We start from the raw sequence: 19,636 nt of genomic DNA, 5'->3' as shown, positions 1-19,636 counted from the left end.
GCAGTATTACGCCAGATCGTGGTTCGGAATTTGCTAAACACGCACAGATCACTGACCAACGGTCAGTTGAGTTCTACTTTCCTGATGCGCATGCGCCATGGGAACGTGGTACAAATGAGAACACCAATGGTCTAATTCGTGAGTATTTCCCCAAAAAAGCTGACTTAAACAATTATTCTGCCCAAGAAATTAAGCACATCATCAATAAAATTAATCAACGCCCAAGAAAATGTCTTAACTGGCAAACACCAGATGAAGTCTACCATCAGCGGGTGTTGCACTTGATTTGACAATTCGCGCACCAATAAATGCCAAGAATCATGGAAGTTTGCTTTAGGTGAAGTGGCAACTAATGCAAGGCAGACTGGGGATGCACCACCAATCAATTCTGAGACCAGTTGGCTACGTAGTACAGGCGATTGTGACTACCTTAAGCGGTCTCTGGTATGTTGACCCACAAAAGTATTTCATCCCCGTACAGCACAGTAACAACGCTGTCTGCAGAGACAGAATGAAGTGTGTGAGGTTATGAATAAGCGCAACTGACATTTAAGGCTGATTCAGCCTTTTTGTTTTGATTACTAGTAAATAATATCGATCGATAATATATACTATCAAGAGAAACATGCAGCACAGCCCCCTATGGTCTGAACTTTCAGGTGAAGAACATGCACAACGGTGTGGACCCCCGCTCACAATAAATTCGTTTTTCAAGAAAAAATAAACCGTTAAAATAACGTAAAAACCTTAATTCTGTACACTTTAAACTGGATGATGAGACGGCTAATGGTTGTTGTAATGTTCTGACAGCACGAATTAAAAAGCTTGTGGTTGGGGTACGTACTACCTGACAAAACCTAACATCCGAAATATTAGAGCTGATGAAGCTCTTTTTGTTTGAACAAAAAGTAAACAATAAGTCTAAATAATGTATACTTATGAAGTAGATTATAAAAGGCGGTGGTGGCTATGGCTGAGCATTATGAGAAGAGCTATATCGAGGACGCAGTAAATTACTCACGGCATAAATTGAAGCAAGTTAGTAAACTAATGCGGCAGGCGGGGTATACATATTCTGAATTACGGTCAATAAACTGCGATGATATGCCACACCAGCGTAGTTCCACTAACATGGTTGAATTGCGGATGGTGAAACGTGTGGATGCACAAGTAGAGCTCTTTCAGATTAAACGAGCCGTTGAGTTATGCACTAATAGATGTAAAGCCATATTAACGGCCTTGTACTTTGATGCTACGGAGCCAAGCAACATATCTGTTCAGATTTCATCAGGATACGGCGCAACACAGTTCAGTCACTACAAGAAACAGGCACTGATTCAATTTACTCAAGCATATAGAGGCTATTAACAGGGGAATATAAATGATGAGTACAGCAACTTATGAAAAGAAGACCATTGCCATAGCCAAAGCAGAATTAGAGAAAATACCGCGATTGATCCGCTTAGCACATGCACGGTTATCTGATATTCACTCAGTGGTACCAAATGGAATGCCTCACGCTAAAGATACTCGTAGCCATGTAGAGGATCGTTTAATTAAGCAAGTTGATGCACAGCGGGAGTTAGGTGAAATCAAGTTTGCTTTAGAGCTATGTACGGATGAAGCACAAGCATTACTCACAAGCCGGTATCTTAATAGTGGTGGAGTCACTGACGGTTCAGGTGCAGGTTAGCTTAGGCTACAGTGAAACAGCATATTACCGCAAAAAGAAACAAGCGCTGATGGAGTTCTCCGAAGCGTTTATGTTTGATTTAACGAATGAGGTTTAGGTGTGTCACATTGTAGCATGTCTATTTATTTGTCCTAATGAGGTCTGTTTAGGGTTTTGTTAGAACTTGACACAGTGGCCACTCATTCTAAAGAGGATCAATCCACAGTTCTCTGACGTTAAAGAAGCGCTTATTAGGTACATCCGCTCATCTTATGTATGTTTGGCTTCCCTTTTGAAAAAAGAAGCCTATAAACTTATATGTATCAAGGATTCTGACATGTAGACTTGGCTACCCCTAGGCATTAAACAGAGGTTAGGAACAGATTATTGATGTAGCATAAATTAAAGGCTGTGCATCATTAAAGACACACAGCCTAGGCCCAACACAGGTTCATTTTATTAGTTTTTGCTTGGTTCTTGAAATTGGCTTCCCCTTGCTACTTGATGTAAGCCGGTAAATGCTGCTATATCAACGATTAGACGTGATCGGCTAACTTCCCTTTTGGCTACCCCTGGCTACCTATTTGGCTCTATTTTGATGAAATTCAGTGAAAGCAAATGAAGTCAGAAAGTACAAAAAAAACCAGCAACCACGGCGTTTATAACGCTTCGTGAAAGCTGGTTAATAGTCTTTGATGGATCGCCAGGGGATCGAACCCTGGACCCACGGATTAAGAGTCCGTTGCTCTGCCAGCTGAGCTAGCGATCCATATCAATTCAACTTTTATATAGTATCATATGGTTATTTATCTGACAACAATTTTTTGAAAAAAGCCTGAACTTTTTTGCGATGAAACTGGATGTGCCAGTAGGAACCATGGAACTACTAAAAGCAACTTAGATATCATAGCATGTCCATCATCACTTTGCACGCATTTTTTGAAACAATTGGCGAATGGCGGGGATTCATCAGGATTAAGCCACAGGTGGTCTGTGCTATAATATGTAAGGTTACCCTTAAATGAAGCGGTAACGAGCCTTAGTCTTTCGTATTTAAATACGCACTTCGGTGGAGGAAGTTATTAAATGAGTAAAATTTTAGTGGTTGATGATGAAAAGCCAATTTCTGATATCATCAAATTTAATTTAGAAAAAGAGGGGTACGAAGTTGTGACCGCAGCTGATGGTGAAGAAGCCATTGCTAAGGTTGACGAAGAAGACCCTGATTTGATCTTACTAGATTTGATGTTGCCAAAAGTTGACGGATTGGAGGTTGCCCGGCAGGTTCGGACAAAGCACACGACGCCAATCATTATGGTGACGGCAAAGGATTCTGAAATTGACAAGGTCTTGGGCTTAGAACTTGGGGCCGATGACTATGTTACCAAGCCGTTTTCAAATCGAGAATTAGTGGCGCGGGTAAAGGCAAACTTACGTCGGCAAGATACTGTGGTTAAGAATGCCAACAATGCTGAGGCTGAATCCAATGTGATTGAAGTCGGCGATTTAAAAATCGATCCCGATGCCTACATGGTTTCAAAACGTGGGGAAGACATTGAATTGACGCACCGTGAGTTTGAGCTTCTTCATTACTTAGCCCAGCACATTGGTCAAGTCATGACCCGGGAACATTTATTGCAAACGGTCTGGGGCTACGATTACTTTGGTGATGTCCGGACGGTCGATGTAACCATGCGGCGATTACGTGAAAAAGTGGAGGATACACCAAGTCATCCGACATGGTTAGTCACTCGTCGTGGGGTTGGGTACTACTTACGCAACCCTGAAACAGATTAGTGTAAAAGTGGAGTAATCCTGACTGTGAATAAGAAGATTCGTTTTTTTCAATCGATAAATTTTAAAATAGCGCTTGTGTTTGCCCTGATGTTACTGATTACGCTGGAAATCGTCGGGGCTTTTTTCGTCCGCCAATTGGAGCAACAGAACCTAAGTAGCTTCAAACAACAGATTCAGTTACCAACGTACATTGAAAATTCCTTGTCGGATCAACTGGTTCGAAACAATACGTCGTCCGCAAATAGCCGCATTAAAAGTATTTTGTCTGACGTGAATAATTCGAACATTACTGAGATCCGGGTGATCGACAGTAAGGGAACGGTGCGTGGCACGAGTAACGTTAATGATCAAACGGTGGTCGGTCAAAAGACCACGGATAATAACATCAAGAATGCCATCTATAATAACCGTTCTTACCAGCGTGATGTGTACGACACGCGGGATAACACACGCTACTACGTTTCAATCATTCCGTTAATGAGTTCTTCTGGTGGAAATGGGAACTCCCTAGTGGGGGTCTTATACATCCGGGCCTCATTGGAAGGCGTTTATCAAAGTGTGAACAGCATCACCTTGATTTACCTGTCGGCGGCCCTAATTGCCATCGTTTTGGGCCTGATTATGTCGGTCGTTATTTCCCGGGCAATAACGCGGCCGATTGATGAAATGAAACGACAAACGGTTCAAATTGCACAGGGAGATTACTCTGGACAGGTTCGGGTCTATGGAACCGATGAATTAGGCCAGCTTGCTAGTGCCGTTAATAACCTGTCTGTTCGGGTGGAAGAGGCTCAAGAATCAACGGAGGCGGAACGCCGCCGGTTGGATTCTGTGTTGGCCCACATGAGTGATGGGGTTATCTCAACGGATCGGCGCGGGAATATCAACATCATCAATTCAGCAGCCCGTGAATTTTTGGACGTTGATGAAGAACAGGCAGAAAATGCGTCATTACTTGATGTTTTAAACATTCGCGATCGGTATACGCTCCGTGAGTTGTTAGAGGATCAGGACGAAATGACGCTTGATTTTTCCCATGAGGGTCAAGACTTGATCTTACATGCTTCGTTCTCGCTGGTTCAACGTGAATCAGGCTTCATTTCTGGTTTGGTGTGTGTGTTGCATGATGTTACTGAACAACAAAAGGAAGAAGCTGATCGGCGTCAATTCGTTTCAAACGTGTCCCATGAATTACGGACACCGTTGACCTCCGTTCGCTCGTACATTGACGCATTGGTAGATGGTGCTTGGAAAGATCCAGCAGTGGCTCCAAACTTTCTCCATGTGGCACAGGACGAAACTGAACGGATGATTCGGATGGTGAATGACCTTCTGTCCTTGAGTCGGATGGATTCTGGAACGACAAAGTTAGAGATGGAAACGGTCAACTTGAATGAGTTATTCAACTACATTCTAGACCGGTTCGACATGATGCTTAAAACGGATGACAATCCCCAAAAGCAGTATCACATTGAACGAGACTTTACGGATAAAGATCTGTGGGTTGAAATTGATACAGACCGGTTCACCCAAGTGGTGGATAACATCATGAATAATGCGATCAAGTATTCACCAGATGGGGGCACAATTACGTGTCGGCTGTTAGAGACGCATAACCAAGTAATCATGAGTATTTCTGACCAGGGGTTAGGGATTCCACGTAAAGACATCAGTCACATCTTTGACCGGTTCTATCGGGTTGATAAAGCCCGGGCCCGGGCACAAGGTGGGACTGGATTGGGACTGGCCATTTCAAAGGAAGTCATTCAAATGCTGAACGGACGGATTTGGGTCGACAGTACCGAAGGAAAGGGTTCTACGTTCTACATTTCATTACCGTTCGAGCAGTTTGACGAGGAGGATGATTGGGATGTGGACTAAACTTAAACACGGGATTTTACCGATGACACTGTTTGTACTGGTGTTGATTAGTGTTGGCCTTTCCCTCGTCATTTGGACAAACCCAGCACGTTATGACCGGTCACGCACAACAACTGCGACAAGCACCACGCGATCGACGGTGACGACCCGGACACTCGCGGACATCTATTTACCAACACAAGTGATTGTCACCAACAAGTCCGGGCAGTCGACTTCGATTTATAATCCGAAGGTCAACCTGGTCACAACGATTCGTAATGAAATCAAGAACTGGCGAATGACGAATTTTCGGAAGGTTAGCCAGGGGGATAAGAAGACTTACGAGCAGTTGTTGGCAAAGAAAAACATGGTTCAACTGAACTACGCGGATAATATCGGACGATCAATTTTCAACGATTCATATAACCAGCAGGTACTGATGTCAACGAGCGCCCGGTTCTCCCGCATTGTGTTTTCAACGACTAAGCCCGGTGAAATGTATCTGTTGAACGACGATAACCAGGCGATTTACCAGATCTCTGTTGCACACCAACAGTTAAAACAAATACGAACAGTGCTGGCGGACGCGGATCAACGTTATCCGGTGACACAGACCGTTTACAAGGATCACACGCTCACGTGTTATACGGATCCCGTAAAGGTTGCTAAGTACAGTTACTTAGTCGGTCAGCAAAATGAAAGTTTCTTTGTGACTACGCTGCTAAACGCTGGTGAGGCGAGTTCAGTTAACGTCCGGCGAAGCAATGGTCACACGATTTACTTTGATGGGTCGTACAAACGGTTAACGGTGACGGATAAGACGGGCGCCACGACGTTTGAAGATTACAATGCCAATAATCACATCACGAAGGACCTTGGCAATAATCTGAAGAAGAGTTTCTCCGGTTTAACCAGCACTGGGTTGACCCTGGACTCGATTCGGTACTTCAATAATGAAGATAATGGTCGGCAGGTGACGTACCGGTCATACGTTGAAGGGTTTCCAATTTTCAACCAAACCGACTTTGGTGCCGTTCAGGTTAAGAACAAACGGGCTGGAACTGAAGAGATCAACTTTACGCTGACGAACTTACAGGTCCCGTTGCCAACGGATTCAAACAGTACGGAAACGTTACCGGCAACCCAGACGGTTTTGGACCAACTTGCTGCTGTGGGTGTGAACGGCGATAAAATTAAGGACATTGTTTTGGGCTATGAATGGGAAAATAATTACGATTCCAAACAGGTCGTTGATTTACAACCAACGTATTACGTCTACCTGAATGGCAAGTGGCAGGCCTATCAAGATGTTTTGACCAACCAACAAAATTAGAAGGGAGGGGCGGTTCCATGGATTTTCGTAAGATTCAGTGGATTTTCATTGTCGCGTTTGTGGCGATCGACATCTTTTTGTTCGTTTCATGGCAGAAGAGTGATTCAACCGTTACAGAATCAGCGCAACACACCGGTAATGACGCATCAACCATCATTCATGAAATGAGGGACGATGGCATTACTTTTTCCTCCCCTTCGACAAAAGAGGCTGAAGGTTATTACGTCTCGACAAAACCAGGGCTAGAAAAGTTACGTGCTGGTGCTGCTAACTTGAGTTACCAAGATGTCCGGTTTAATTCAACCGAACTGACGAGTTATTTACACCAAACGTTGACGGTGACCAAGGGTTCCACCCAGGTGGCGTTGAATCGTTTCATTAAGAACCCGACAAACGTCGTGGCTGGTGATGAATATGTTTATAGTCCGGAGTTGTCAAAAGTCTCTGAGAATGAAGTTGTGTATGTTCAAAAGCTCCCATCTGGCACGATCATGGCACCATCTGGGCAATTGCGGTTTCGGGTGGGCGCGAAGGAGCAGGTGCTAAGCTACACGCAGAGCTATGTTGTTCAGGCAAAGACGCTGCGTGAAAAGACGACGACGATTAGCCAACAAAAGGCGTTGATTTGGTTGTATCAATATAACGAGCTGGCAAACAACACGAAGGTCGTGTGGTCGAAGTTAGCGTACTCACGGTTGCTCAAGGTGACGAATAATAATGTTTATGTACCAACATGGTTTGTGGCGCTTAAATCGAAGAGCACAGGTAATGTGGTTATCAAACGGGTTAACGCATTTACTGGTGCTGTGATGAAATCGGCGGACTCGACCACCGAGGTTACCGATAGCGGGGCTTCAAGTGAATCATCTGCCTCAACCGGGGGCACAACGAAAACGAATCAAGCGGTCACGACAACCGGAAATTAATAATGTAAGTTGAGACACTAAAACTACCACTCATTTCGTGTTACGATGGGTGGTAGTTTTTCTATTCGGGAATAAAAAGTGGAGATGGCTCAGTGATTGATTTAAGTAAGCCGCAAGTAGCGGCATCGACGGTGGCAACGGATCGCATGCAGATCAGCGTCTTAGCAAGCGGCAGTGCTGGGAACGTAACGTACATTGAGACACCAGAACATAAAATCTTGGTTGACGCAGGTCTCTCAGGTAAAAAAATTGATGGGCTCATGCATGAAATCGGTCGTGATCTGCATGATGTTGATAGTTTATTTGTGACGCATGAACATACGGACCATGCCAAGAGTGTTGGCGTCTTGGCTCGCAAATACGGGGTCAATGTGTACGCAAACGAAAAAACGTGGGCGGCAATGGGCAGCAAAATTGGCAACATCCCGTTGGACCAAAAGTTTGAACTTGAAGCTGGTGAAATTCAGTCTCTTGGTGATTTGGATGTACAGAGCTTCCCTGTGTCACATGATGCCGTTGATCCACAATTCTATGAGCTGCACCATGACGGAAAATCCTTTGTGATTTTGACAGACACGGGGTATGTTTCGGAACGAATGGCCGGCGTGATTAAAAATGCGGATGCGTATTTATTTGAATGTAATCATGACATGGAAATGTTGCGGATGGGTGCGTACCCGTGGTCACTGAAACAACGGATTCTTGGGGACACGGGTCATCTATCTAATGAAGATGGTGCCACGGCGCTGATGCAAGTGCTGGGTCAACGGACAAAACGAATTTTTCTTGGACACTTGAGTCAAGAAAACAACATGAAGAGCCTGGCTCATCTAACGGTCGCTTCGATGATGGCGGAAAAAGATTTCGGTGTTGAACACGATTTCCACATTTTGGATACAGATCCAGATCAGGCAACCGAGTTGATGACCCTCTAATGTTTCACGTGAAACAGAGGCTTGGATGAAAAAATAAAGTTGAATCAGTAACCGTTCTTTTGGAAATTATGTTTCCAAAGGGGCGGTTTTTTTGTTGTGTGGGCTTTTCCTGATTCGTAAAATAAAGAATTTTTAGAAAACCTTCAATAACCGTAGCTAGTTTGCCACGGCAGGATTGATTATGCTAAGTGACATTAATTTAGCCCTTATTTTAATCCCTGAAGGAGTGACTTTATGTCAGAAGAAATTGAGCAACTCACCATGCGAAGCGATAGAAGTTAATTTGCAATCAAGGTTGACCGAAAGACTGTGAATTGACTTTTTTTGTGGTTAAAATAAGGGAAAACACGTTAAGGGGAGAAGCTCTTGAAGACGACGGTGTTGTTGGTTGAGGATGAAGCGGGACTTTCCGATTCATTAAAAACAGAACTCGAATTTGAAAAGATGAGTGTCGTTGTCGCGACGGATGGATTGGAAGCGCTGGATGAGTTTCGTCGTTATGGGAATCAGATTGATTTGATCATTCTGGATTGGATGTTGCCACATCTTGATGGCTTTAGTGTTCTTCGTCGCATCAGAAAAGAGAGTCAGGTGCCCATCATCATGTTAACGGCACGTGACTACATTGGTGATAAAGTGGCCGGGCTGACCGGTGGGGCGGATGATTACGTCACGAAACCGTTTGAAATGGAAGAACTGCTGGCACGCGTTGAGGTGGCCCTTCGTCATAAAAATGGCGGAGCAAGTGACGCGGTGGTTTATCGAGCTGATGACCTCCAGGTGGATACGCGAACGAAACGTGTGTCACGAGCCGACCGGATTATTCCGTTAACGCAACGCGAATATGAACTGTTAGTGGTTCTGCTGGTTAATCAAAATGAACCATGCTCACGAGAAGATCTGTTAGACGGTGTGTGGGGTGTTGATTTTGATGGTCAACCGAACATTCTTGATGTGTACATTGGAAATTTAAGAACTAAATTGGATTTTGACGCCACAAAACGTAAGTTATTACATACCGTGCGTGGTGTTGGGTACATGTTGTCTGAAAACGTTATTGACCGGTGAAAAAATGAGAATGAAAAAGCAGTCAAGTTCTGCCATTATGACGCGAAATTTAATGACAATGGTGACCATGATCACCATTGTCATGGGTGGACTCATTGTGGTCGCTGTTGGGCACCAGTTGTTCGAAGAAGCCGGTGTTACAGCCACACACATCACGAGCAGCCTTAAAAAGGCGACGATCGATGGTAATGATGATTGGGTCAATTGGCGGCGGAACAGTACGCTAGATGTTAGTTCGAGTTATGTGTCCGTTTATAACAAACGTGGCGATGCGAAGGTGAAACACTATTTTTCACCACATGCTGAGCGCTTTCTTCAAACGAAACCCACAAAAATTCCGCTTGGGAGCCACTTGTATTATCAGCGGGGAACCGGGTTTTTATATCGAAAAACGGCGCATGCACGGGGCATTTATTATACATTGTGGCAAAAAATGAATGCGCAAGTTGAGGTGTTGGTCCGCGTGATGCAAGTCACGGGGACGCTGCTCTTGCTGACGTTGGTCATTGCGCCGCTGTATATTCGGCGGTTAACGAAGAAGCTGACGGACCCACTTTTAAATTTGTCACAAACGACGGAAACCATCATGGCCTCGAAAGAACCGGGGGCAATGCAGTTGCCGGTGCCAAAGCGACCGACGGAAGTGACCGAACTAGCGGATAACTTTAACGCGCTCTTAACGCAACTGGCAGACCGGCAAGAGCGGCAAAAATTGTTCGTGATGAATGCGGCCCATGAGTTACGAACACCGATCGCGACCATTCGAAGTCACGCGCAACTAATTGAACGACATGGTGAAACCAACCCGGAAATTATTCCTAAATCGGTGCACTACATTACTGAGGAATCACGTCAGATGCAGCAATTAATTGACGAGCTGTTACAACTATCGCGGGCGGATCGGTCCATCCTTGAAATGACCCGAATGGATTTAAGCGGGTTCTTACAGGAGCGCGTGCAAAAACTGACCAGGACGTTTACACATCCGTTAGCCGCTAAAATCACCCCAGCAGTGGCAATCATGGGGAATACCGGTGCACTTGAGCAAATCATTGATAACCTGGTGATGAACGCCTTTAAATATTCACCACAGGACAGTCAGGTTGAATTGACCCTGTCAGTGAATGCAGCTGGTGAACGTGTGATTGGGGTTTATGATCAGGGAACCGGGATTAGTCCAGCGGATAAGGAACACATTTTTGAACGATTTTATCGTAGTGATGAGGTTCGTGGTTCGGTGCCAGGAACTGGCCTTGGTTTAGCCATTGTGGCCAGGCTGGTTGAGTTAAGTGGCGGTCGCCTTGAGGTTCACGATAATGAACCCAAGGGCACCATCGTTAACGTTTATTTACCAAAACCGTCAGCCGGCGATAACCCGACGACTGACCGGTAAAAACAGGTTGAACGACGAAGTGTCCCTAATTGAGCGAGTAATATTTGCCAATTAGGGGTACTTTTTTTGGTTTAATTGAGATGAGGCTTCGCAAAGGTTAGTCGCCTTATTGCTGATTTATCAGCATTTGGCATGGGAAATCTAAAGAAAATTGAGTTTTACTTCAACTTTTAGTAGTGGGACGGACTGTAATGGTTCGCTATGCTTTGAACATACCTAAAGCACCACAACTTGAAGGAGAAGGGGTCCTGTTTATGACTGTTTTATTAGCGACAACATTAATACCGAACCTTAATCAATTGTTACCACAACTCATTGGACAATTTGGTGGTTGGATTTACCTGGTCTTGTTTGCTGTGGTCTTTATTGAAACGGGTCTTATCGTCTTTCCGTTTTTACCGGGAGATTCACTGCTGTTTCTGTGTGGGTCATTAGCGGCGATGAGTAGTCATTCGCTGAATATTTGGGCGTTAATCATCAGCCTTGGCATTGCGGCAATTTTGGGTGATTCAATCAACTTTGAAATTGGTGAGCATTTTGGGGTGTACTTGACCCACAATGAAAAACTAAGTCGTTTTATCAATCCAAAACATTTACAACAAACGGCGGCATTCTTTGAAAAGCACGGGCGGAGCGCCATTTTTCTTGGTCGGTTTGTTCCGATTGTGCGAACCTTCATTCCGTTTACAGCAGGGATTAGTAAAATGCGCTACCGGGATTTTGTGATTTACAATATCCTTGGTGGCCTCACGTGGGTCTTAGTTGCCTTAGGCGCGGGCTATTTCTTTGGCAACATTCCGTTTGTTAAGGCACACTTTGAACTTATTATGGTGGCCATTATTGTGATTTCGGTGCTACCTGCGGGGATTATGGGCTTGCAGCACCGTAAGGGGGAGCAAAATGAAAGTTAGACAAAAACAGGTGTTAGGCAGTTTATTATTGGTTTGTTTTGTGGGGCTGGCCGTGAGTGTTTCAGGGCACATGACCTGGCTTCAGTCGATGGATCGAAGTGTTAGCCACATGGTTGCAAAGATGGTGGGGCCGTTTAACACCATGATCTTAAAGGGGGTGGCGGTACTTGGGAGTCCAGCGGTTGTCATTGGCCTCACGGCTTTACTGTGTGTAGTTCTGTGGATCAAACGAAATGCGGTCATTAGTTTGTGGTTTGGGGCAGTTCAGTTGGTGGGTGCAGCGGTAGCTGATATGATAAAGCAGGTCATTGCCAGACCACGTCCGGTTCACCAACTGGTTGCAGACACCGGGTTTAGTTTTCCAAGTGGCCACACGTTTTGTACGACCATCCTTGTATTGACACTCCTGACGTTAGTTATTCCGCTGGTAAAGGGGCAGGAAGCACGGCTCCTGATTAAGTTTGCTGGCATCTTGTGGATCGTCCTTGTGGCACTTTCCCGCGTTTACCTGCGCGACCACTTCTTTTCAGATGTGCTCGCCAGCGTATTACTGGCAACCGGATATTGGCTGCTGATAACGTCGTTTGAAAAGCCACTGACGGGCGTGCTTCGCCGTGTTTTACCGGAAAGGAGTCGCGCATGATGACAACAAAACTAACGATCATCATTCCTGCCTATAACGAAGCGGCCGTATTAACGGTTTCTGTTCAGCGGTTGCTGGCCATTGAGGATGGGATTGCGGCGAACAATCCGTTAAACCAACGTGCTGATCTGTTAATTGTTGATGATTGTTCCACGGACAAGACGTGGTCGATCATCACAAAAATGCATGAACAGAATGCACGGGTGCGCGGGCTTCGTTTTTCTCGGAATTTTGGGCACCAGCAGGCGTTAATGGCGGGACTGGCAGAGGCGGTTAAAACGGCCGACTTGATGGTCACGATCGATGCAGATCTACAGGATGATCCAGACAAAATCCCTGAAATGGTTGAGCAGGCCATGGACGGGATGGACATCGTGGACGGGGTTCGCAATAATCGCGAAACGGATGGGTGGTTTAAACGGACGTCTGCCCAGAGCTATTACAAGGTGCTTCGCGCGTTGGGCATCGAGCTGGTTCCCAATCATGCCGATTTTCGATTGATGTCGCGGCGTGCCGTTGAAACACTTTTGGCCTATCCCGAGCGAAACTTATTTATTCGCAGACTGATTCCCCGCTTAGGTTATCCGACTGGTGCGGTTTACTATAAACGAACGCCTCGGCTAGCAGGAGAATCAAAGTACCCGCTTAAAAAGATGCTGGCGTTTGCGTGGGATGGCATTACGAGTCTGACGGTTGCCCCGATCCGGTTGTTACTTATTGTCGGAGCATTCGTGTGTTTATTAGCCGTTGTAATGGGCTTAGCGGGACTAGTCCACCACGGCTGGTCACCACTGATGACCTCGTTATGGTTATTAGGTGGCGGCCAGATGATTGGGATCGGCATTGTTGGTGAATACATTGGCAAAATTATGATCGAGGTAAAAGGACGACCACGTTACACAATCCAAACAGTGCTGGAGTAAGTGATGATAAAAATTCAGAAGCAGTTACCACGATTTTTTTCGATAATTTTAATTATTTGTTTGTTGATTGGCGCAGTTGGGAACATGGCAAATAACGTTGGCATGGCCATTTTTTTAGTGGTCGCGCTGGTGTTTATTAGCGCCCGAATGTTTTCTCCAGTGGTCAACCGGTGGCCAATGCCGACGTTTAAATGGGTGGTGGGCCTTGGCCTGGCATTGATGGTTTTGGGCCAGCTCTTTGTGCTTAAAACAATGCCAGATACCGTCTTCCATGATCCGTACCGAATTTTATCGCAGGCGGATCAAATGGCGGCCGGACATACAACGTGGACGATTACCTACTTTTGGCGGTATCCCAATAATGTCCCGGTCGCTTACCTCTTGTCACTATGGCTGCGACTGACCAATTTATTTGGATTAACCACAAATACGGCCATTCATGTGCTTTCATTGTTGTGCTTAGACGGATTTATTGTCGTGTTACTGCGGACATTGTGGCAACTTAGTCGGCGTCATGGTGTCGTTCTTGGCGGCTTGGTGTTTTTTGCACTCACACCGTTTGCCTATACGTACTACCTTCAGGTGTTTTACACGGATCTACCAACCATGTTCGTTTTACTTGTGGTGATGCGAACCCTTTGGCATTGGTCGGAAACGTCTAAACGGGGCAAACTGATAAAGGGCGCTGGCCTTGTTCTTGCCATTTTGGTCGGTGATTTATTAAAGCCAAACATAATTGTGTTACTTCCGGCCTTAGCCATTGTCTTGCTTGTTTTATGGCGGAAAAAAATGGTTAAGCCGTTCATTGTTCCGGTTATTTTGATTATTGTGGGGTTTGGCCTCAGTGTTCCGGCTACACAAGGAATCTATCGTTTAAGCCATTATCAACCGAAAACACAATTTGAATTTCCGGTAACCAACTGGATGGTTATGGGGACCAATTCAACCAGTCAAGGAATGTATTCGGGCAGTGACGTCGGCCGGGCCATTCAAGAACCCAATAAGGCCGCGCGCCAAAAGGCAAATTTAACCACGTTATCGGCCAGAATCAAGCAATTAGGTGTTGGTGGATTGGTTAAATTATGGGTGGTTAAACTGGGAATCCTCTTAAATACGACCGACATGCAAACATGGTATAACGGTGGCTTTCGGTCGGCACCACGGTGGTATCAACAGCACGCCCAAACACTGCAAGTTTTGGCCACGATAAGTGCAGCGACGGCCTCGATCGTTTTATGGCTCATGCTGGGGATTCGTTTGCTAACGTGGCAGGCTGATTTAACAAAAACACAGCAGGTGATGGCACTGATTGCGCTTGTGACGGCGTTAGGTTACGTAGCCTTTCACACGTTACTGTGGGAAGTTGAATCCCGGTACGGCCAGGCAATTTTACCGTTGCTGTGGGTGACGCTGGCAGCGGTTCCGGTGCCGGAAACAAATGCGGTGACATCCGCTGCGCTTAAACGTTTTCGAGGAACGGCGGCGTTCTTCCTCACCGTTGGTGGTGTGACTGCCGTCGCCGCGTCCATGATGATTGGGCGGACTCAACCGGTTAATACGGTCGTCGCGGCCCAACGAAGCCAGCTGTCAACGCAGTATTATGCGCGACCGACAAGTGTTCGTTCAGGGACGGTCATAACGGAAAACGTTGATTTTAATCATCAGGCGAACTACTTCTCGGTGCAGATTCATCAAGGCAGCCATGTTAACGTCAGTTTGACAAACTTAACGACAAAAAGAACTTACCAACTCGCCGGGACTGGCGCAGTCCATCGGTTATCCCGCCCGTTACCCGCGGGTCATTATCAAATAAAGGTGCATAATGCTAGCGGGCGGCCACAAGTGGTTGATGTTGTGCAAACGTACCGTTATCAATTGGCAGCCCATCCGTTGATGATTGATGGTGCTGAAAAAAAGACGGCGTCCTTGGTTTACACGGGGATGACCCAACCGTAGTGCCGTATAAATGGCTCGATGTTTCATATGAAACAAAAGACTGATTTTCTTGTTAGAGGAGATCAGTCTTTTGTTTGCATGTAGGTTACCCAAAAGTACCTACTTCTCAACAATAATCCGGGCGCGTATGATTAAACGTAAATCATCAATGGGAGGCCGAACGAATGGCAAAAACGTACCATGTCGGGGTTGAAGCAACGCTAGAAGTGATTGGCGGTAAATGGAAGCCAATTCTACTGTGTTACTTGGGTAAACAGGCCCAACGCAGTAGTGAACTCCGCCGCAATATTCCCGACATTACACAAAAGGTGCTCACACAACAGCTACGTGAGCTTGAACACGACGGAATCATCACCCGGCAGGTGATTGGTGAAAAGGCCCCGTTTTGTGTGAGCTATGAGTTGACGTCGTTTGGGCGGAGCTTAGGGAACATCCTCATTGAAATGTCTGAATGGGGTGAACAGCGGGTTGCTCAGCTTGACGACGCAAAGCTCCTCAATGAAGATCACAGCGGCTATGACGGACTTCTGAATCCAACAGCATGATAAGGAACTAGGGAAGGCACAAATAAGTGCCTTCTTTTTTTGTTTTGTGGGTGCTCGTACACTAGCCTCATTCAAACATGATGGAGGCGAGGAGATGTCATCAGATGATGAAGCGATAATGGGATTAACGTTTGCGGTCAATCACCTACAGGGGCCGTGCAAACTGTTGATCGTGGCGAACTTACTAAACGGTCCCCAACCGGTACACGCGTTGTACCAGTCGGTTCCAACACATAACTGGCACCAGTTTATTAGTCAATTGATATCGTTGTGGTACAACGGGTTGGTTAAGCTTAGCGTGAGTCGCTCCTGTCAGGTATCCTGTCGACTGACGCAAACCGGGCAATCGCTGCGACGGCTGATGGACGCAATGGACCGGTGGGGCACCATGAGAACAGCAAACTAATTTAGGGCACAAAAAAGTGCCGTCTATGACAAAGATAAACGGGCTTGTACACTAAGCATCATCAAAATTAATGACGAATTAAAGGAGGAGTAAGTGATGAAACATCGCTTTGAAGCACCCTATACGTTTCCAAATGGTACCACGATTAAGAATCGAATCGTGATGGCGCCAACAACGACCATGTCCAGTTTCTACGACGGGCACGTGACCAATGATGAGGTGGCCTTTTACCAGATGCGCGCTGGTGGAATCGGCATGGTGGTTACCGAGGTTGCAAACGTCACTCCTGATGGGAAGGGCTTTGAAGGTGAATTATCCGTGGCGGATGATAGTGATATCGCTGGGTTAGCAAACTTAGCGCACGCCATCAAACAAAACGGAACGAAGGCAATTTTGCAGATTTTTCATGCCGGACGAAAGTCGAATTCACAGATTCTTCGGGGCACGCAAACGGTTAGCGCCAGCGCGGTGAAGCCTAACCGACCAGCGGATGCTGAGACCCCACGGGCAATGGCAGCTGACGAAGTTGCTGATCTGATTGAGGCCTTTGGCACAGCAACTTCACGGGCCATTAAGGCTGGTTTCGATGGTGTTGAACTCCACGGGGCCAACACGTACCTTCTGCAACAGTTTTACTCACCGCACTCAAATCACCGGGATGATCAGTGGGGTGGAAGCCGTGAAGACCGGATGAGTTTACCGCAGGCGGTGATTGACAGGGTTCGCCAGGTTATTCGGACAGAAACAAACGGTGACTTTTTACTGGGCTACCGAATCTCTCCGGAAGAACTGGGTGAACCAGGAATTAAGCTAGCAGATACCTTAGCGTTTACGGATATGCTAGCTGAATCCACCGTTGATTATGTTCATGTATCAATGGGGGCCGCGTGGCGGACGCCGTTAAACGACCGTGAGGATTCAGAACCAATCTTAACGAAACTATTGCGGCAGTTGGATAACCGGAAGCCATTAATCAGCGTGGGGTCCATTGAAACGCCAGCTGACGCAGACCAGGTCCTAGAAGCTGGTGCGAGTTTTGCGGCAATTGGCCGTGAATTGATTCGCGAACCACACTGGTACGAAAAGGCCACGGGCGGTGATGAGGGCAGCATTCGCTACCAGCTGTCACCGTTTGAAATGGATGAGTTAGCCATTCCGGTGGCGATGCAGTATTACCTGAAGGGCGCGTTTTACTCAGTGATGCACTTTACAAATGACCCTGAGCCCATCATGGATTACACCAATGAGGTGGCACCCATGGAAGGCTTCGAGAAAAAGATGTAGGAGGAATAAGACAATGTATGAAGATTTAAGAAACAAGGTTGCGGTGGTTACTGGCGGTTCAAAGGGCATTGGGCAGGCCATTGCCGAGCGGTTTGGCGAGGAACACATGGCTGTGGTCATCAACTATCGGTCAGACAAGGCCGGGGCGGATGCCGCTGTGAAGTTGATTGAGGAAAACGGTGGCCGCGCGGTCGCGGTTCAAGCCGACATCAGTGATGAAGCTGGCGCCAAGGTGCTATTGGACGCTGCTGTTGAAAACTTTGGTGGGTTAGATGTGTGGGTGAACAATGCGGGGATGGAAAACCGGGTTGCTACACACGAAATGTCACTAGAGGAATGGCAACGGGTCATCAATGTGAACTTAACGGGCGTCTTTTTGGGCTCGCGGGCCGCACTGGACTACTTTGTTAAGAACGATCACAAGGGAAACATTATCAACATGTCATCTGTTCACGAGCAGATTCCGTGGCCTGGTTTTTCACATTACGCTGCCTCTAAGGGTGGTGTGAAGCTGTTTAATGAAACCATCGCGATGGAATACGCTAATCAGGGTGTCCGGGTCAATGCAATCGGTCCTGGTGCAATCAACACGCCGATCAACGCAGAGAAGTTTGCAGATAAGACGCAGTTAAACGACACGCTGGAAATGGTCCCGATGAAGCGCATCGGTGATCCTGAGGATGTTGCAGCGGCAGCGGCCTGGTTGGCCTCCGATCAATCAAGCTATGTTACTGGGGTGACTCTGTTTGTGGATGGTGGGATGACATTGTACCCATCGTTCCAAAACGGAAAGGGCTAACCTGACTGAATTAAACGGAATAAGGGGAAAAGAGAACATGAATTTACTAGTGGGATTGATTCCGGCACTAGCGTGGGGTGTACTTCCGCTAGTTGTGACCAAGATTGGTGGGCGGCCGGTTAACCAGATTTTAGGGACAACGTTTGGCACGCTGTTAGTGGCGTTTATTGTGTGGTTGTTTGTTCAACCGGCGTTATCTGGCGGTCAGTTTGTCCTGACGGTGTTGTCAGGCGCTGCCTGGGCGATGGGGCAATATTTGCAGTATGTCGCCTTTCAACGCGTTGGGGTTGCAAAGGCAATGCCGATCTCAACGGGACTTCAATTAGTGGGCACGTCACTACTGGGCGTCGTCGCATTTGGTGAGTGGTCAAGTCGTGCAAGTTTGATCATCGGCTTAGTGGCTCTTGTTGTGATCGTGATCGGAATCGTGCTAACAACGATCGACAGTCGTTCGACGTCTGCCACGGCACATGGCTCCGTGTGGTCAACGATTGGATTGTTTGCCTTATCAACGGTGGGTTACGTGGGTTATTCTGCGTTACCACGGGTCGCCAATGTGTCTGGTTGGCAGGGCTTTTTACCGCAGGGCCTAGGAATGGCGGCAACGGCACTGGTTGTTGCATTAGTGATGGTGGGACCGAGCGCGCTTCGTCAACGGGTAACCTGGTTAAGCCTTGTTGATGGATTGATTTTCTCGGTGGCGGCATTAACCTACCTCATTTCGGCACAGAAAAACGGAATTGCCACCGGCTTTACGTTGTCGCAGATGAACGTTGTCCTGGCGACACTAGGTGGGATTGTTTTACTCCATGAGCGGCGCTCATCGAGAGGATTAGCCTGGACGTTGATCGGTCTGGCGCTGGTCGTGGTTGGTGGCGTGATGATTGGAAACATGACAGTGTAGAAAACGAAAAGCGTGCGGTTAGACGCCTTCAAATAATACAAATAGCCCCCTAATGGACATTTTTGGCCATGAGGGGGGCTTTGTGTTACTTGGGACGATGACTGCACTTTTTTCGTGTTTGTGGCAGTAATTCGTTTAGAGTGCTTCCAGCAGTCCACGATAACAAAAATAATGTTAGGAAATGTTAAGCCAGAGTAACCGAAGAATGGCTAAAGTTTCTGGGGACGTTAAAATAATTGAGATAATTTAATCGTTTGTTTAAGCTCCATTTATGCTGTCAA

The 19,636-nt window shown here is 46.6% G+C and carries 19 protein-coding genes and 1 tRNA gene; 19 read left to right on the top strand and 1 reads right to left on the bottom strand.

The features are described 5' to 3' along the window. The 3 genes from ACKTR5_RS09020 to ACKTR5_RS09010 all read left to right on the top strand — a co-directional run. A partial coding sequence (locus ACKTR5_RS09020; protein ID WP_407880933.1) for an IS30 family transposase occupies window positions 1-290 on the top strand: 290 nt, incomplete at its 5' end. A gap of 679 nt (window positions 291-969) precedes the next feature. Further along, window positions 970-1,368: an ArpU family phage packaging/lysis transcriptional regulator gene (locus tag ACKTR5_RS09015; RefSeq protein WP_407880931.1), complete on the top strand. Its 399-nt coding sequence runs from the start codon at window positions 970-972 to the stop codon at window positions 1,366-1,368. 13 nt (window positions 1,369-1,381) lie between these two features. Next, on the top strand, window positions 1,382-1,693 hold the full coding sequence (locus tag ACKTR5_RS09010; RefSeq protein WP_407880930.1) for a hypothetical protein: 312 nt from the start codon (window positions 1,382-1,384) through the stop codon (window positions 1,691-1,693). Between the two features lie 675 nt (window positions 1,694-2,368). Here ACKTR5_RS09010 and ACKTR5_RS09005 read toward each other — a convergent pair. Next, window positions 2,369-2,441, bottom strand: a tRNA-Lys gene (locus ACKTR5_RS09005). Window positions 2,442-2,758: 317 nt separating this feature from the next. Between ACKTR5_RS09005 and yycF the strand changes: the two genes are divergently transcribed. From yycF to ACKTR5_RS08925, 16 genes are all read left to right on the top strand, one after another. Continuing rightward, window positions 2,759-3,469, top strand: coding sequence for a response regulator YycF (yycF, locus tag ACKTR5_RS09000; RefSeq protein ID WP_407880928.1), 711 nt, complete (start codon window positions 2,759-2,761; stop codon window positions 3,467-3,469). A gap of 24 nt (window positions 3,470-3,493) precedes the next feature. Next, complete coding sequence (gene walK, locus ACKTR5_RS08995; RefSeq protein ID WP_407880926.1) at window positions 3,494-5,350, top strand: cell wall metabolism sensor histidine kinase WalK; 1,857 nt, start codon at window positions 3,494-3,496, stop codon at window positions 5,348-5,350. Continuing rightward, on the top strand, window positions 5,340-6,662 hold the full coding sequence (locus ACKTR5_RS08990; protein ID WP_407880925.1) for a YycH family regulatory protein: 1,323 nt from the start codon (window positions 5,340-5,342) through the stop codon (window positions 6,660-6,662). The genes walK and ACKTR5_RS08990 overlap by 11 nt, the downstream gene beginning before the upstream one ends. A gap of 17 nt (window positions 6,663-6,679) precedes the next feature. Then, a complete protein-coding gene (locus ACKTR5_RS08985) occupies window positions 6,680-7,588 on the top strand; it encodes a two-component system regulatory protein YycI (protein WP_407880924.1) in 909 nt (302 codons plus the stop codon). A gap of 146 nt (window positions 7,589-7,734) precedes the next feature. Further along, the gene (locus tag ACKTR5_RS08980; protein WP_407880935.1) at window positions 7,735-8,523 is read left to right on the top strand and encodes an MBL fold metallo-hydrolase; all 789 of its coding nucleotides are present in this window, start codon (window positions 7,735-7,737) and stop codon (window positions 8,521-8,523) included. Window positions 8,524-8,889: 366 nt separating this feature from the next. Beyond that, complete coding sequence (locus tag ACKTR5_RS08975) at window positions 8,890-9,591, top strand: response regulator transcription factor (RefSeq protein ID WP_407880923.1); 702 nt, start codon at window positions 8,890-8,892, stop codon at window positions 9,589-9,591. Between the two features lie 4 nt (window positions 9,592-9,595). Continuing rightward, window positions 9,596-10,984 (top strand): HAMP domain-containing sensor histidine kinase, encoded by a 1,389-nt coding sequence (locus tag ACKTR5_RS08970; RefSeq protein WP_407880922.1) that lies wholly within the window; start codon window positions 9,596-9,598, stop codon window positions 10,982-10,984. Window positions 10,985-11,238: 254 nt separating this feature from the next. After that, window positions 11,239-11,895 (top strand): VTT domain-containing protein, encoded by a 657-nt coding sequence (locus tag ACKTR5_RS08965; protein ID WP_407880921.1) that lies wholly within the window; start codon window positions 11,239-11,241, stop codon window positions 11,893-11,895. Then, complete coding sequence (locus ACKTR5_RS08960; RefSeq protein WP_407880919.1) at window positions 11,885-12,538, top strand: phosphatase PAP2 family protein; 654 nt, start codon at window positions 11,885-11,887, stop codon at window positions 12,536-12,538. The genes ACKTR5_RS08965 and ACKTR5_RS08960 overlap by 11 nt, the downstream gene beginning before the upstream one ends. Then, window positions 12,535-13,461 (top strand): glycosyltransferase family 2 protein, encoded by a 927-nt coding sequence (locus tag ACKTR5_RS08955; protein ID WP_407880918.1) that lies wholly within the window; start codon window positions 12,535-12,537, stop codon window positions 13,459-13,461. Before ACKTR5_RS08960 ends, ACKTR5_RS08955 begins: the two co-directional genes overlap by 4 nt. Before the next feature lie 3 nt (window positions 13,462-13,464). Beyond that, window positions 13,465-15,417: a glycosyltransferase family protein gene (locus ACKTR5_RS08950; RefSeq protein WP_407880917.1), complete on the top strand. Its 1,953-nt coding sequence runs from the start codon at window positions 13,465-13,467 to the stop codon at window positions 15,415-15,417. Window positions 15,418-15,581: 164 nt separating this feature from the next. Next, on the top strand, window positions 15,582-15,962 hold the full coding sequence (locus ACKTR5_RS08945; protein ID WP_407880916.1) for a winged helix-turn-helix transcriptional regulator: 381 nt from the start codon (window positions 15,582-15,584) through the stop codon (window positions 15,960-15,962). A 94-nt stretch (window positions 15,963-16,056) separates the two neighbouring features. Further along, entirely contained in the window at window positions 16,057-16,368 is a 312-nt protein-coding gene (locus ACKTR5_RS08940) for a winged helix-turn-helix transcriptional regulator (protein WP_407880915.1), read from the top strand. A gap of 96 nt (window positions 16,369-16,464) precedes the next feature. Then, window positions 16,465-17,652 carry an NADH-dependent flavin oxidoreductase gene (locus ACKTR5_RS08935; RefSeq protein ID WP_407880914.1) on the top strand — a complete coding sequence of 396 codons (1,188 nt, stop codon included), beginning with the start codon at window positions 16,465-16,467 and terminating at the stop codon, window positions 17,650-17,652. 13 nt (window positions 17,653-17,665) lie between these two features. Further along, complete coding sequence (locus ACKTR5_RS08930) at window positions 17,666-18,451, top strand: glucose-1-dehydrogenase (protein ID WP_407880913.1); 786 nt, start codon at window positions 17,666-17,668, stop codon at window positions 18,449-18,451. 37 nt (window positions 18,452-18,488) lie between these two features. Then, complete coding sequence (locus ACKTR5_RS08925) at window positions 18,489-19,355, top strand: GRP family sugar transporter (RefSeq protein WP_407880912.1); 867 nt, start codon at window positions 18,489-18,491, stop codon at window positions 19,353-19,355. The last annotated feature ends 281 nt before the right edge of the window (window positions 19,356-19,636 follow it).

Origin of the sequence: Furfurilactobacillus entadae, assembly GCF_045862745.1 — a bacterium.
GTDB classification, from domain to species: Bacteria; Bacillota; Bacilli; order Lactobacillales; family Lactobacillaceae; genus Furfurilactobacillus; species Furfurilactobacillus entadae.
This window is presented reverse-complemented; position numbering and strand designations above follow the sequence as displayed.